This window comes from Virgibacillus alimentarius, assembly GCF_017874635.1.
GTDB classification, from domain to species: domain Bacteria; phylum Bacillota; class Bacilli; order Bacillales; family Amphibacillaceae; genus Virgibacillus_B; species Virgibacillus_B alimentarius.
On record NZ_JAGIKX010000001.1, the window covers coordinates 53,932 to 69,656 of the forward strand.

At 36.1% G+C, this 15,725-nt stretch carries 16 protein-coding genes and 1 other annotated feature; of the genes, 15 read left to right on the forward strand and 1 reads right to left on the reverse strand.

The genetic code is table 11. The features are described from left to right. Window positions 1–2: 2 nt before the first annotated feature. The 15 genes from J2Z81_RS00285 (at window position 3) to J2Z81_RS00355 (ending at window position 13,864) form a co-directional block, all read left to right on the forward strand. Complete coding sequence (locus J2Z81_RS00285; protein WP_029270632.1) at window positions 3–278, forward strand: YggT family protein; 276 nt, start codon at window positions 3–5, stop codon at window positions 276–278. Window positions 279–280: 2 nt separating this feature from the next. Continuing rightward, a complete protein-coding gene (locus tag J2Z81_RS00290) occupies window positions 281–1,057 on the forward strand; it encodes a YlmH family RNA-binding protein (RefSeq protein ID WP_029270630.1) in 777 nt (258 codons plus the stop codon). 85 nt (window positions 1,058–1,142) lie between these two features. Then, the gene (locus tag J2Z81_RS00295; RefSeq protein ID WP_029270628.1) at window positions 1,143–1,643 is read left to right on the forward strand and encodes a DivIVA domain-containing protein; all 501 of its coding nucleotides are present in this window, start codon (window positions 1,143–1,145) and stop codon (window positions 1,641–1,643) included. A gap of 65 nt (window positions 1,644–1,708) precedes the next feature. Further along, window positions 1,709–1,925, forward strand: a binding site (T-box leader). 66 nt (window positions 1,926–1,991) lie between these two features. Beyond that, window positions 1,992–4,751, forward strand: coding sequence for an isoleucine--tRNA ligase (ileS, locus tag J2Z81_RS00300; protein WP_226370479.1), 2,760 nt, complete (start codon window positions 1,992–1,994; stop codon window positions 4,749–4,751). A 116-nt stretch (window positions 4,752–4,867) separates the two neighbouring features. Beyond that, window positions 4,868–5,350, forward strand: coding sequence for a signal peptidase II (gene lspA, locus J2Z81_RS00305; RefSeq protein ID WP_226370480.1), 483 nt, complete (start codon window positions 4,868–4,870; stop codon window positions 5,348–5,350). After that, a complete protein-coding gene (locus tag J2Z81_RS00310; RefSeq protein ID WP_226370481.1) occupies window positions 5,331–6,242 on the forward strand; it encodes an RluA family pseudouridine synthase in 912 nt (303 codons plus the stop codon). Before lspA ends, J2Z81_RS00310 begins: the two co-directional genes overlap by 20 nt. Before the next feature lie 178 nt (window positions 6,243–6,420). Continuing rightward, window positions 6,421–6,963, forward strand: a complete 543-nt coding sequence (gene pyrR / locus J2Z81_RS00315; RefSeq protein ID WP_029270620.1) for a bifunctional pyr operon transcriptional regulator/uracil phosphoribosyltransferase PyrR — start codon at window positions 6,421–6,423, stop codon at window positions 6,961–6,963. 178 nt (window positions 6,964–7,141) lie between these two features. Next, on the forward strand, window positions 7,142–8,065 hold the full coding sequence (locus J2Z81_RS00320; RefSeq protein WP_029270618.1) for an aspartate carbamoyltransferase catalytic subunit: 924 nt from the start codon (window positions 7,142–7,144) through the stop codon (window positions 8,063–8,065). Then, entirely contained in the window at window positions 8,025–9,308 is a 1,284-nt protein-coding gene (locus J2Z81_RS00325; protein WP_029270616.1) for a dihydroorotase, read from the forward strand. Before J2Z81_RS00320 ends, J2Z81_RS00325 begins: the two co-directional genes overlap by 41 nt. A gap of 37 nt (window positions 9,309–9,345) precedes the next feature. Further along, a complete protein-coding gene (locus J2Z81_RS00330; RefSeq protein ID WP_029270614.1) occupies window positions 9,346–10,101 on the forward strand; it encodes a dihydroorotate dehydrogenase electron transfer subunit in 756 nt (251 codons plus the stop codon). Then, window positions 10,101–11,015: a dihydroorotate dehydrogenase gene (locus J2Z81_RS00335; RefSeq protein ID WP_226370609.1), complete on the forward strand. Its 915-nt coding sequence runs from the start codon at window positions 10,101–10,103 to the stop codon at window positions 11,013–11,015. Before J2Z81_RS00330 ends, J2Z81_RS00335 begins: the two co-directional genes overlap by 1 nt. Beyond that, window positions 11,012–11,725: an orotidine-5'-phosphate decarboxylase gene (pyrF, locus tag J2Z81_RS00340; protein WP_029270610.1), complete on the forward strand. Its 714-nt coding sequence runs from the start codon at window positions 11,012–11,014 to the stop codon at window positions 11,723–11,725. The genes J2Z81_RS00335 and pyrF overlap by 4 nt, the downstream gene beginning before the upstream one ends. Then, window positions 11,709–12,323: an orotate phosphoribosyltransferase gene (pyrE, locus tag J2Z81_RS00345; protein ID WP_226370482.1), complete on the forward strand. Its 615-nt coding sequence runs from the start codon at window positions 11,709–11,711 to the stop codon at window positions 12,321–12,323. Before pyrF ends, pyrE begins: the two co-directional genes overlap by 17 nt. A 194-nt stretch (window positions 12,324–12,517) precedes the next feature. After that, on the forward strand, window positions 12,518–13,378 hold the full coding sequence (locus J2Z81_RS00350) for a LysR family transcriptional regulator (RefSeq protein WP_226370483.1): 861 nt from the start codon (window positions 12,518–12,520) through the stop codon (window positions 13,376–13,378). 60 nt (window positions 13,379–13,438) lie between these two features. Next, complete coding sequence (locus tag J2Z81_RS00355) at window positions 13,439–13,864, forward strand: organic hydroperoxide resistance protein (RefSeq protein WP_029270604.1); 426 nt, start codon at window positions 13,439–13,441, stop codon at window positions 13,862–13,864. Between the two features lie 34 nt (window positions 13,865–13,898). On the opposite strand, the gene J2Z81_RS00360 is transcribed toward J2Z81_RS00355, so the two are convergent. After that, the gene (locus tag J2Z81_RS00360; RefSeq protein ID WP_226370484.1) at window positions 13,899–15,614 is read right to left on the reverse strand and encodes an Rqc2 family fibronectin-binding protein; all 1,716 of its coding nucleotides are present in this window, start codon (window positions 15,612–15,614) and stop codon (window positions 13,899–13,901) included. Between the last annotated feature and the right edge of the window lie 111 nt (window positions 15,615–15,725).

The window sequence follows — 15,725 nt, forward strand, 5'->3', positions numbered from 1 at the left end:
AGATGATGCAGCTATACAATGTACTCTATTTTGCACTAGAAATATACAGTTTTGCGTTAATTGTATATATTCTCATGTCTTGGTTTCCAGGGGCCCGAGAATCGGCTTTTGGTGAATTTTTGACTAAAATCTGTGAACCTTATTTAGAACCTTTCAGAAGAATTATTCCACCTCTTGGAATGATTGATATATCGCCCATCGTAGCCATATTTGTCCTGTTTTTTGCCAGGTCCTATGGATTACCGGTGCTATTCGATATGCTGATGGGCTGGTTTTAACAATGAGTATTTATCAACATTTTCGCAAGGAAGAACAACCTTTTATTGATCAAGTTTTATCCTGGAGGGAACATGTAGAAAGAACGTTTCAGATGAAATTAACAGATTTCTTGGATCCTCGCGAGCAGCAAATAATCGAGGCGATTATAGGTCCTTCAAATGATGAACTGCAAGTGCAGTCCTATGGTGGAGGGAGGCACTCAGAAAGAAAACGTGTCATCATTGCCCCGTATTATGAAGATGTAACAGCTGCGTCTTTTAATCTTACACTTTTAGAAGGAAAGTACGCAGAAAAATTCGTCTCTTTATCACACCCAGATGTTATGGGGGCGTTTTTGTCCTTGGGAATTGAACGGAAAAAACTTGGTGATATTTTTGTTGAAAATGGGATGATACAAATTGTTGTAGCAAGTGAAATCGCTCCATATGTAAGTGTGAATTTAACCAATGTGAAAAATTCGAGCATCAATCTTGATTCAAAAGATTTATCTCATTTAATCGAAAGAGAGCTAGAGTGGATTGAATCTGATAAAACAGTGTCTTCTTTGCGCCTAGATGCTATTGTAAAGGCAATCTATCATTTATCACGGAAAGAGGCCGCAGATTTTATTGAAAAAAAGCTCGTAAAAGTAAATTTCAAAATTGTAGAAGACGGAAAAATGAATCTTGAGTCTGGAGATATGATTTCTCTTCGCGGCAGAGGCCGAAGCAAACTCCTTCATATAAATGGGAGAACGAAAAAAAATAAGCTTAAAATCACTACCGCCCTTTTAAAATAACTGAAGTGGGTTGAAGGATTTCACCATTTTTTGTCGAATAAAAACGTGTAGATTAATTCTAATGAAGTAGAAGGAGGTGGCCAGTGTGCCATTAACACCGCTAGATATCCATAATAAAGAGTTTACAAGGAGTTTTCGCGGATATGACGAAGACGAGGTTAACGAATTTTTAGATCAGGTCATTAAAGATTACGAACTTTCAATTAGGGAAACAAACGATTTAAAAGAAAAAGTGGCTCAATTAGAGGAAAGGCTTAGTCATTTTACGAATATCGAAGAAACCTTAAATAAATCGATTTTGGTCGCTCAGGAAACGGCCGAGGAAGTAAAGGGAAATGCGACCAAGGAATCGAAACTCATTATTAAAGAGGCTGAAAAAAATGCGGATCGAATTATAAATGAAGCATTGAGTAAATCAAGACGAATCGCTATGGATGTAGAAGAATTAAAAAAACAAGCAAAAGTGTTCCGAACACGTTTAAGGATGTTGGTTGAAGCTCAGTTAGATGTAATTAGTACAAATGATTGGGAAGATTTATTTGATACAGAAATAAGCGATGAATTAGAAGAAGCGGGGAATAAATAATAATTGATAAAACTTGACGTTCACTGCAAATTTACATATAATTCATACTAAAAAACTATATTTAAATAAATACAATGATGGAGACAGTATAAAGGTATGATCTGAAAAGCGAGTCAGGAAACGGTGAAAGCCTGATGCAGAGAAACTTTTAGAATATCACTCTGGAGTAGTCGTTCGAAATCAGTAGAAATGGCCGTCCTATTCACGTTACGAGTATAGAGTGAATTTAAAACGTTATTTTAAATTTATAAGGGTGGTACCGCGAGTCTTCTCGTCCCTTTTTAGGGATGTTGAGGACTTTTTATATTTATATAATATATATGGATAAAATTAAAGGAGGAAAGCAAGATGGAATACAAAGATACACTAGTTATGCCTAAGACTAAATTTCCAATGCGCGGAAATTTGCCAAATAAAGAACCAGTTCGCAGACAGCAATGGGAAGAGAATAACATCTATGAAAAGGTTCAAAACAAAACAAAAGGAAGACCAATATTTATCCTGCATGATGGTCCTCCATATGCTAATGGTGATTTACACATTGGGCATGCTCTAAACAAAATTCTGAAGGATTTCATTGTTCGTTATAAATCAATGACTGGTTTTCATGCTCCTTATGTACCTGGATGGGATACACATGGGCTTCCAATAGAAACAGCTTTGACAAAAAAGAAAAAAATAGATCGTAAGAAATTAGACATTGTTGAATTTAGAAAAATGTGTACAGAATATGCAATGGACCAATTAGATAATCAGCGCACCCAGTTTAAACAATTAGGTGTTCGTGGAGACTGGGATAATCCTTATATAACATTGACAAAAAATTATGAAGCAGCTCAAATAAGAGTGTTTGGAGAAATGGCCAAAAAAGGTTATATTTACAAAGGCTTAAAACCAGTATATTGGTCACCTTCTTCTGAATCTGCATTAGCTGAAGCAGAAATTGAATATCATGATAAACGTTCTCCTTCTGTTTATATTTCATTTGAAGTAACAGATGGAAAAGAGCTTCTTGAAGGTGGAGAAAAGTTTGTTATCTGGACAACTACGCCGTGGACAATACCGGCAAATCTAGGAATTAGTCTGCACCCGGAATTTGAATATGCTGTTGTAAATGCAGGGCAAGATAAATATATAGTTGCACATGACTTGTTAGAAACGGTTTCGGAAGAATTGGGATGGGATAATCCTGAAGTACTTAAAACGTTTAAAGGAAAAGAGGCAGAACAAATCATCACCAAGCATCCGCTCTATGATCGTGATTCGATTATTATGTTAGGTGATCATGTTACGATGGAAGCGGGAACTGGTTGTGTTCATACTGCACCGGGTCACGGGGAAGATGATTTTTATGTAGCACAAAAATACGGAATCAAAGCATTATGTCCAGTCGATGAGAAAGGTGTTCTAACAGAAGAAGCTCCTGGATTTGAAGGGCTTTTCTATGATAAAGCGAATAAATTAATCACAGAAAAGCTGGATGAAGTTGGTGCGTTATTAGATTTAAAATTCATTACACATTCTTATCCACATGACTGGCGTACAAAGAAACCAACTATTTTCCGTGCGACATCTCAATGGTTCGCCTCGATTAAAGATTTTCGTCAGGATATTTTAAAAGAAATAAAAGAAATTAACTGGTATCCGCATTGGGGAGAAACGCGATTATATAATATGGTTAGAGACCGCGAGGATTGGTGTATCTCTCGTCAGCGTACTTGGGGTGTTCCTATCCCAGTATTTTATGGTGAAGATAAAACACCTATTATCACAGATGAAACAATTGAACATGTTTCTAAATTATTTAAAGAACATGGTTCCAATATATGGTTTGAATGGGAAGTGAAAGATTTATTGCCAAAAGGGTTCAAATCAGAACATAGTCCAAATGGTACGTTTACAAAAGAAACAGACATTATGGATGTGTGGTTCGATTCTGGTTCTTCTCATGAGGCCGTATTACTAGAAAAAGAAGATCATCGCCGTCCTGCAGATGTTTATTTAGAAGGAAGTGACCAATATCGCGGTTGGTTTAACTCTTCTTTATCAACAGCTGTTGCAGTGACTGGAAAAGCTCCATATAAAACTATCATTAGCCATGGGTTTGTATTGGATGGCGATGGAAGAAAAATGAGTAAATCATTAGGAAATATTATGCAGCCAAACAAAGTATTAAAGCAGCTTGGGGCAGATATTCTACGTTTATGGGTAGCTTCTGTTGATTATCAGGCTGATGTTAGAATTTCAAATGATATATTAAAACAAGTTTCAGAAACTTACCGTAAAATCAGAAATACCGTTCGATTTATGCTTGCGAATACAGCTGATTTTGATCCGAAAAAAGACAAAATCAACGAAGCGGATTTAGCAGAAGTAGATCGATACATGCTTCATTGCTTGCAAAACTTAGTATCAAAAGTACGTGAAGGCTATGACAAATATGAGTTTTCAACTGTTTATCACGAAGTTCATAATTTCTGTGCCAATGAATTAAGCTCTTTCTATTTGGACTTTGCTAAAGATATTTTATATATTGAAGCGGAAGATAGCAGCCGTCGCCGAAGCATTCAAACAGTCTATCACGAGATTTTAATTACTATAACAAAATTACTCGCACCAATTATTCCACATACAGCAGAAGAGATATGGGAATATATCCCAGGTGTGGAAGAAGAAAGTGTACAGTTAACAGATGTTCCAGAAGCACGGGAAGTTGCTGGCTTTGAAAACCAATTAGAAAAATGGGCTCAAATCATGCATGTTCGGGATGATGTTTTAAAAGCACTTGAAGAAGCGAGAAATGAAAAAGTTATAGGAAAATCATTAGAAGCGGAATTAACGATCATTCCAAAAGATGAAAAAACAAAAGAAATATTAACAAACATTCAAAACTTGCATCAATTGTTTATCGTATCAAGATTAAATATCAGTGATGCAAATGATCGTGCAAAATCCTATCAATATGTTGACATCCTAGTCGAAAAACATCCTGGTGAAAAGTGTGAACGTTGCTGGATATCTTCGGAAACAGTTGGAGATGATAAAGACTACCCAGAGTTATGTACACGCTGTGCAACGATCGTTAAAGACCATTATTCAGAAGCTTAAACATCTATAAAAATATCCCTCTCATCATAGAGGGATATTTTTGGCTAAACGAGCACTTTTTTATTTCTTGTGGTAAAATGCTTGGGAAGAGTTTGTTAAGAATCGGAGGACAGGGTATGTACTGGTATTATGTGATTACGATTGCTATCATTGGCATTGATCAATTGTCTAAGTGGATGGTTGTGAAAAATATGGAAATATATGATCAAATTACTGTGATCGAAAACTTTTTTTATCTGACGTCTCACCGCAATACAGGTGCAGCATGGGGAATATTAGAGGGGAAAATGAATTTCTTTTATATTATAACGGTCATTGTTGTTATCGGTGTTATTTTTTATTTACATAAATATGGAAAGGAAAACAAATTATTGGCTGTTTCGCTCAGCTTTGTTTTAGGTGGTGCGATCGGGAACTTTATCGATCGAATTCTTCACAAAGAAGTTGTAGACTTTCTGGATTTTATTATTTTTAACTATGATTATCCTATTTTTAATATAGCTGACTCAGCATTAGTTGTTGGTGTAATTTTGCTCTTAATTTTTACTTTTATGGATGAAAGAAAGGAAAGGGTACATCATGACACAACAAAATTATAAAGTATTACCTGAACAGCATCACATGAGAATAGATAAGCTACTGGCGGTCATTAATCCAGAATATTCACGTTCTCAAATCCAGTCATGGATTTCTCAAAAATTCGTAACAGTAAATGAAAAAGTGGTAAAACCTAATTACAAATGCGCTGAAGGAGATAAATTAAAATGGAAAGTCCCCGAAAAAGAGAGCTTTTCCGTTGAAGGGGAGGATATCTCCCTTTCTATTTTATTTGAGGATGAGGATCTATTAGTTGTTAATAAACCTGCTGGAATGGTTGTACACCCCTCTTTAGGACACCAAAGGGGAACCCTTGTGAACGCATTGCTTTTTCATTGTGACCATCTTTCAGAATTAAATGGAATAGAACGGGCAGGAATAGTCCATCGTATTGATAAAGATACAAGTGGTTTGTTAATCGTAGCTAAAAATGAAGCAACGCATATTCATTTGGCCGAGCAGCTAGTAGCGAAAAAAGTAGAAAGAATTTATGAAGCTATTGTTCATGGTGTTATTGATCATGAAAATGGATTAGTTGATGCACCAATTGGAAGGGATCCTAAAGATAGGCAAAAAATGGGAATTGTTGACCAAGGCAAACCGGCAATTACTCACTTTCATGTACTTAAGCGTTTTAAGAATTTCACACATATTAAATGTCAACTAGAAACGGGAAGGACACATCAAATCCGTGTGCATATGAAATATATCGGACATCCATTAGCAGGAGATCCCAAATATGGTCCTCGAAAAACTTTTGATATTGGAGGACAAGCTCTGCATGCAAGAAGTATAGGCTTTACTCATCCAACAACAAAGGAATGGATGCATTTTAAAGCAGAAGCTCCATCCAAATTCCAGGAGCTGTTGACTCAATTAGAAAAAATGTATTGACAAATAGAGACATGTTTGACATAATTAATAAAGAAATGAAATGATCCTTTAATTCTAGTCCTGTGAGGCTAAAAAGGAAACGGCGTTCATATGTAGAAATACATATGTCTAAATACCTTTTTTCCTCTTGGAAAAAAGGTATTTTTTTGAACCGATTCCTAAGTTTGAGGTGAAATGAATGAAGAAGAAAACTGAAATCCTTGATCAGCCAGCAATTAATCGGGCATTAACACGAATTGCACATGAAATTCTTGAGAAAAACAAAGGGGGAGAAAACCTTTTATTAGTAGGAATAAAAACAAGAGGCGTTCCGATCTCAAGGAGAGTTCAAGAAAAAATTAAACAAATAGAAAATATTACGGTACCAATCGGAGAACTAGATATTACTTTATATCGAGATGATTTACAACGAGTAACTGAGAATGAGGATCCAGAGTTAATAGAAACAAATATTGAAGAAGATCCTACAGGAAAGAAAGTAATCCTAGTTGACGATGTATTGTATACTGGACGCACAGTTAGAGCTGCGATGGATGCTGTGATGGATATAGGAAGACCATCGCAAATGCAACTGGCAGTCCTTATTGACAGGGGGCATCGGGAATTGCCAATTCGGGCCGATTATGTTGGTAAAAACACCCCGACATCTGAAAAAGAAATTATCGGTGTTCAATTAATCGAAATAGACGATCGGGATGAAGTTTCTTTGTACGAAAATTAAATCGTATGACCTTTAATTAAATCCAGAGAGGTTTAAAAGGTTGCCAAGATACGTGTTAACACTATACGTATACCTCTTTGCGACCTTTGCAAAGAGGTTTTTTAATGGATTAAATAAGAACAACACGAAGATTGCGTGAAACCTGGGCAAGACTAAACCAACTTTTGGAGGGATACCAATGCGACATTTTATATCGGTCAATCAGCTAAGTAAGGAAAACATCATCTCATTAATAGAAACTGCTGAAAAATTTAAACAAGAGCAATACTACATTAATCAACAAATATTTGCGGCTAATTTATTTTTCGAACCGAGCACGAGAACAAAAATGAGCTTTATCGTAGCACAAAAGAAATTAGGTTTAGAAGAGCTGGATTTTCATAGTGAAACATCTAGCGTGCAAAAAGGGGAGTCGCTTTACGATACAGCTAGAACATTTGAATCGATTGGTGCACAACTGCTTGTTGTTCGGCATCCTGCAGATAATTGGATTAACGAAATAAATGCTAATGTTAATATACCGATTATTAATGGGGGCTCTGGTAAGGAAGAACATCCAACACAATGTATGCTAGACCTCCTAACAATATATCAGGAGTTCGGTTATTTTGAGGGCTTAAATATCGTTATAGCCGGCGATATTAAACATAGTAGAGTCGCAAGGTCCAATGCAAATGCATTAAAAAAACTTGGTGTTAATGTGTATCTATGTGCAGCACCAAACTTTGAAGACAATACATTAGATTTTCCTTATGTTACTATGGATGAAGCAGTAGAGCTTTGTGATGCGTTAATGCTTTTAAGAATACAGCATGAAAGACATAAGAGTTCAAGTGGTAATACGTATCATTACTTGGAAAATTTTGGTTTAACGAAAGAACGGGAAAGAAGAATGAAATCTCATGCAATCATTTTACATCCTGCACCAGTCAATCGTGGGGTTGAAATGGATACAGATTTAGTAGAATGTGATCGGTCTAGAATCTTTAAGCAAATGACAAATGGTGTCTACATGAGAATGGCAATCATTATAAAACTATTACAAGAATGGGGGATACTTCATGAGCATGCTATTGAAAAACGCCAAACAATTACTGCCTAACAATGAAGTGAAAGCCTGTGACGTATTTATCGATAAAGGAAAGATTAAACAAATTGGAGAAAATTTATCAATAGATTCAGAAGAAGTAATCGACTGCGGTGGTCAATTACTTCTACCAGGTTTTATTGATGTGCATATCCATTTGCGCGAGCCGGGTGGAGAACATAAAGAAACAATCAAAACTGGCACACGAGCTGCTGCAAAAGGAGGCTTTACAACAGTTTGTGCGATGCCAAATACTTCTCCAGTTCCGGATAATCAAGATACGTTAAACAAGCTGCACGAGAAAATTAAAACAGACGCCTTTGTACGTGTTTTACCATATGCAGCAATTACTAAAAATTTACAGGGAGAAACATTAACGAATATAACGGAACTATCTCAAGCAGGTGCATTTGCATTTACCGATGATGGTGTAGGAGTACAGACGGCTGATTATATGCTACGCGCTATGAAAGAGGCAGCTAGTAATAATAAAGCGATTGTAGCCCATTGTGAAGACAATTCGATTGTTTATGGCGGTGTTGTTCATGACGGTGAAATAAGTGAACGTTTAAATCTACCTGGCCTTCCGTCTCTGAGTGAATCAGTACAAATTGCGCGTGATGTTTTATTAGCAGAAGCTGCAGGGTGCCATTATCATGTCTGTCATGTTAGTACGAAGGAATCGGTACGTGTAATTCGTGATGCAAAAAAAGCAGGAATTCATGTGACAGCTGAAGTAACCCCGCATCATCTCTTATTAAATGAACAAGACATCATAACAGATGATCCAAATTTCAAAATGAATCCACCACTCAGGGGCAAAGAAGATCAAGAAGCATTATTAGCCGGGTTACTTGACGGGACAATTGATTTTATTGCAACAGATCATGCGCCACATGCTCAGGAAGAAAAAGAAATTGGTTTCTTGCATGCTCCTTTTGGAATTGTAGGGTTAGAAACAGCGTTTCCTTTACTCTATACACATTTGGTTCAAACAAAGAAAGTTCCATTGAATCAATTAGTTGATTGGTTAACAAATAAACCTGCAGATGTATTTAACTTACCTTATGGAAAAGTAGAAGAAAATGCGATTGCAGATCTTACTTTAATTGACTTAGATAGAGAAATAAAAATGAATAAAGAAGAATTTTTCTCTAAAGGTAAAAATACTCCTTTTCACAATTGGAATGTAAAAGGAACTCCAGTATTAACAATTGTTGAAGGAAAAGTTGCCTTTCGAAAGAGTGTCTTTGCCTAACTACGAATATTAAACGAAAGAGGTAGGTTTATAATAAATGTTAAAAAAAGTTGACATGCAAATAAGAAAAACGAATGTTATTGCACTTGATACTGTTGAAATGGTATTAAAAAGTACCTATATTAGTCAAACGGCAGTACCGGGGCAATTTCTTCATGTAAATGTTCCTGGTCATACACTAAGGAGGCCTATCTCAATAGCCGATGTAAATAGGGAAACCGAAACAATAACAATTTTATTTAAAACGATTGGATCCGGTACAAAAAAACTCGCTTCTTATCTCCCAGGTATGAAAGTAAATGCACTTGGTCCTTGTGGAAAAGGATTTCCCATTGATAATGAAGTTCCTTCCAATGTTTTATTAATAGGTGGTGGAATTGGTGTTCCACCGTTATACTATTTAGGCAAAACACTAGCAAAAAAGAATATAAATATGATTTCGGTATTAGGATTCCAAACAGCGATCAATGTTTTTTATGAAAATGCATTTAGTCAATTTAGCGACACGCATATTGTTACGAATGATGGAACTTACGGTGAAGCAGGGTTTGTTACTGCCGTTTTAGATAAAATTGGTGATTATGACCGATATTATGCATGTGGACCATTACCAATGCTGCAAGCTATTACAAAAGAGCTGGATCATAAAAGCGGATATATATCTTTAGAGGAACGCATGGGCTGTGGTGTAGGCGCATGTTTTGCCTGTGTGATACCTACAGATGATCATGGCGGTTATAAGAAAATATGTAGAGATGGCCCTGTTTTTAAAGCACAGGAGGTTTGCTTATGATGGACTTAACAGCTCAATTACCTGGGTTAAACTTGAAAAATCCGATCATGCCAGCATCAGGATGTTTTGGATTTGGGCGCGAATACAGTGAGTTTTATGACTTAAGCAAATTAGGTGCTATTATGATGAAAGCAGCAACTGGTGAGGAGAGACTAGGAAATAAGACACCCCGAGTTGCCGAAACTCCTTCTGGAATGCTTAATGCAATCGGTTTGCAAAATCCCGGTGTGGATAAAATAATTGAAACAGAAGTCCCTTTTTTGGCAAACTATGATATTTCACTGATTGCTAATATTGCGGGGAGTACAATAAAGGAATATGAGAAAGTAGCCAGTGCCTTCAATGAGACAGATAAAGTCCATGCATTAGAATTAAATATTTCCTGTCCCAATGTAAAGGAAGGCGGAATTCAATTTGGAACAGACCCTTCTATGGCTGCTGAAGTGACTAAAGTAGTTAAAAAAGCGAGTAATCTGCCAGTATATGTAAAGCTATCCCCTAACGTATCAGATATCATTGCGATGGCAAAAGCAGTGGAAGAGGCAGGAGCAGATGGTTTATCAATGATTAACACGTTGACTGGGATGCAAATTCATCTCCCATCAAAAAAACCGATTATCGCTAATAAAACCGGTGGTTTATCTGGGGCTGCGATTAAACCAGTCGCTATTCGAATGATCTACGAAGTAAAACAGCATGTAAATATTCCGATTATCGGTATGGGAGGTATAAATACAGCAGACGATGTTCTTGAATTCCTTTTAGCTGGAGCAAGTGCTGTGGCAATTGGAACTGCAAATTTTAGGAATCCATTTATTTGTACTGAAATAATAGAGGCATTGCCAGAAGTGTTAAGTAAGTATGGATTTCAGTCTGTTCAGGATGCTGTGGGAAAGGGGCATGACATAGAGTGAATCGAATATATTTGGCGCTTGACTTTCCGTGTTGGAAAGAAGCAAAGCAATTTATCGAATGGAATGAATTAAAAGGTGTACCCGTTAAAGTTGGGATGGAGCTATTTTACAGAGAGGGCCCAGCTGTAATAGAAAGATTGAAAGACAATAATCATCCTATTTTTTTGGATTTAAAACTTCATGATATTCCAACAACTGTAAATAAAGCCATGAAGAATATTGCCAAACTAGGGGTTGATATGGTTAGTACACATGCAACAGGTGGAAGCGAAATGATACAAGCAGCAAAAGAAGGATTACTTTCAGGCTTATCTGATGGTTACAAAACACAATTAATGGCAATAACCGTATTGACTTCCATGGATAAAGATAGCCTAAATAATGAGCTGCTATTACCTGGTGAGGTCGAAGAAAATGTTGTTCGTTTTGCAAAACTGGCGGAACAAAATGGGGCAGATGGAGTTGTGTGTTCTCCTCACGAAGCCAAGCAAATTAAAGCCGCATGTGGTCCATCATTTTTATCCGTAACACCAGGAATTCGCCTGCAGTTATCTGAAAAGAATGATCAAAAGAGAATTGCAACACCAGCATATGCTCGCGAACATGGTGCCGATAATCTTGTTATAGGTAGAAGTATTACAAAAGCAAATGATCCATATGAAGCATATCAACAAGCAGTCAAGGAGTGGAAACATGGAATTAAATCATGAAATTGCGAGAGATTTGCTATCGATACAAGCTGTACAAATTAAAACAGACAGTTATTTTACATGGACGTCTGGAATAAAATCACCAATATATTGTGATAATCGGTTAACGATGTCTTATCCAGCTGTTCGCAAGAAAATAATGAAAGCATTTATCCAAAAGATTAAAAAGATGGATGAAAAACCTGATGTAATTGCTGGGTGTGCAACAGCAGGGATTCCCCACGCTGCTTGGTTAGCAGAAGGAATGGAATTACCCATGATCTATGTTAGATCTAAACCTAAAGGGCACGGTAAAGAAAATCTAATTGAAGGTACATTGGAAAAAGGACAAAAGGTTCTTGTAATTGAAGACTTAATTTCAACAGGTGGATCATCCATTAAAGCAGCACAAGCTGTACAGGAACATGGCGGAAAAGTAATAGATATTTTATCCATATTTACCTATGGATTGGATAAAGCAAAGCAGCAATTTTTAAATGCGCGTCTATCTTATCAAAGCCTAACTAATTACGATGAAGTACTTCACATTTTAGTAGAAGATGGGAAAATTGATGATAATGAAAGAAAACAATTAGAAGCGTGGAGAAATGAACTTTAAATAAACAAAAAATCACTTGTCTATATGGACAAGTATTTTTTATTTTAGCCAAAAAGTCTTTTACTTTCATTGTCTTTTCATCCCTTCATCATTTTTTTTTGAAAATTTTCTGGATTTTATTTTTTAGCACAAAATAGTCTGAAATGAGCTATAATTAGGATATATTTATCATAATTTCAAGGTAGGTTATTGAATTGAAAATAGATGATTACGATTTGTTATTGAGATTAAATGAAATAGGAACAGTTCGAGGTACAGCAAAACAAATTTTAATTTCTCAACCTGCTGTTACACAGCGATTAAAATATATAGAAGACTATTTTGATGAGAAAATTTTTATCCGCACTTCAAAAAAATTAATTCCTACTCCAGCTGGCGAACTCATATTAAAGCAGGCCAAAAATATTATCGAACAGGAACAAAATCTAAAAAATACACTTGCCAAATCAAGCGCTGAAGTTCAAGGTACCTTATCCATTGCCTGCTCAACACTCATTAGTCAGCGGTATTTACCATCCATTTTAGCTGCATATACGAAAGCATATCCAAAAGTATCGATTGATTTAGTGACGGGAATTAGTGAAGATATAAAAAAGGATTATACAAAATATCACGTTTGTATTATTAGGGGAGAGCAACTAAAAGAAGGGATATGTGAGCATTTATTTGGTGATCCATTATATATTTTTGATACGGAAGCCTTTCCGAAGAATCAACTAAAGGAACGTCCTTTAATTTCTTTTAAGAGTGATGATAGCATGCATGATTTAGTAGATCATTGGCTTTATTATCATCAAAAAGAGATTAAGCCATTAAAAGCGATTCGCGTAGATCAAATTGAGACCTGTAAACAGTTTATGATGGAAGGGTTAGGAATGGCCGTATTGCCTAAAAGTGTTTCTCATTCTTTAATGAAAAGTTATCCGCACATGCCATTAAAGTTAAATGGTGCTTATGCAACTAGGGATACATGGGTCTGTTATCAAGAGGGAATTCGAAATCTGCCTCAAGTTGATCATTTTATTCAAGCATTATTACGAGAAAAATATGATTAAACGTTTCGTACTCGTGCTTAGGAGGAACAGTTCATTACACGATAAAAAAGGAGTGCTAAAATGAGCAATCTAATTTTTACAACAAGTGCTACTGCAACAAATGGCAGGGACGGACATGTTAGATCAGATGATGGATGCATCAATTTTAAACTGGTCCATCCAGCGGATAAGAGGCAAGAAGGTAAAGAAGGGTCAAATCCGGAGCAGCTTTTTGCTGCTGCGTATGCAGCTTGTTATGACGGCGCATTAAACTTGGTGGCTTCAAACCAAAACAAAAAAATTAATTCAGAAACAACTGCAGAAGTCAATTTCTGCAAGGATCAAAAAGATAGTGGGTTTAAATTAGCAGTGACGTTAAATATTCACATTGAGGGTATAAGTCCGGAAGAAGCGGAAGAATTAACAGAAGAAGCTCATCAAGTTTGTCCTTACTCCAAAGCAACAAGAGGAAACATCGAAGTAACATTAATTCCAAAAGTAGCATAAATATAAAGCAAAGCAAGGATGGTTCTATATGCAATCATCCTTGCTTTTTTAACTTATCAACTTTTGACTTCTCAGGAGTAACAAAAAGTGTTTTTTGATTATCATAGGTAACAAAACCAGGCTTTGCTCCTTTTGGCTTTTTCACATGTCTTATTTTTGTATAATCAACTGGAACCGAAGAAGAAGCTTGTGATTTGCTAAAATAGGCAGCTAATTGAGCCGCTTCCAGCAGCGTATTCTCATTGGGATTACTCTCACGGATCACAACATGTGAGCCGGGAATATTTAGAGCATGCAGCCAAATATCATCACGATGAGCGAGTCTTGTTGTTACATATTCATTTTGTTTATTATTTTTGCCAACGAAAATGGTTGTGCCATCAGAAGAAATAAATTCTTCAGGCATTGGTTTTTTTTGTTTGTTTTTCTTTTTCTTTCCTCCCTGTGTTTGTTTTTTTAAGTAGCCTTCTTCACGTAATTCTTCCCGAATTTCTTCAATGTCTGATTCACTGGCCACGTTTATTTGCTGTAATAGCTGTTCCATATATGCTATTTCAGTGTTCGCTTTCTTCATTTCTTTTTTTACAACCTGTTTGGATGTTTTTAATTTTTGATACGTTTTAAAGAAGCCTTGTGCATTTTCGCTAGGGGATTTATTAGGATTAAGCTCAATAATAAGTGAATGTTGATCAGGATCATAATAATCCGTTACCGTAACTGTTTTATCTCCTGATTTTACCAAGTGCATATGGGCGGTTAAAAGCTCCCCTAATTTTTGGTAATGCTCTGCTTTCTTAGCCTTTTTCAGTGTTTGTTTATGTTTTTTTAACTTACGTTCATTTTTATTTTTTTCATTTTTAAGAAATCGGTATAGGTCTCCAGCTTTTTGTTTGACGCGATCACGTTCTGCTTTTCCCGAATAAAATTCATCAAGCATAGCATTAGTGGAGTCAAAATGTTCACTCTTCCCTTGAAAGGAAGTAATTGGAAGCACATGAAAGTCTTCTTTTTTATTACGATATATTCTTGGCTCAGTGGTTTGACTTCTGATTTGTTCTTGAAATTCCATGAATTTTTCAAGATATACTTTAGGTGAACCTAACTGCGTGCGAGCAACAAATTCCTTTGCAATAAAAGGTGATATGCCAGTAAGCAGATGAACGATTTGCGAATCAATTCTTCCTGCATTAAAGTCAATTCCTTTTAAAAATTCGTTTCCGCTTATTTCTAGTGGATTCACCTTTTCTTGTGTTGGAGGGAGCTTATAAGTCGAACCAGGCAAGATGGTGCGATAACGGTTTTGAGACATGGAAACACGTTTTAAACTATCGATAATATGTTCCTTTTCTTTATCCAAAAAGATAACATTGCTATGTTTTCCCATTAATTCCATGACAAGCGTTTTATAAGTTGTATCACCAATCTCGTTTCTTGCCGTGATATTAAATGAAACAATCCGCTCCATCCCAAATTGCTCAATCGATTCTATAATAGATCCTAATAGATGTTTGCGCAAAAGCATACAAAACATTGGCGGCTGGGCTGGGTTTTGATAAATATCATTCGTTAAGTGAAAACGAGCATAGGTCGGATGGATTGATAATAATAACGAATGATTCTTCCCTTTGCTTCTAACGGTAAACACTAGCTCAGTCGCTGTAGGCTGATAGATTTTTGTGATTTTTCCTGGCACGATCTCTTTTTGTATTTCTTCTTTTACTGCTTTTGTAACGATTCCATCAAATGGCATAAAAATCACCTCACCGAACAATTATAGCATCTTTTTGGACAAACCTGCATATATATCGATTAGGACTCATCGAAACAGCTAATGTATGTAGCAAAGTGTAAATAGCATGGT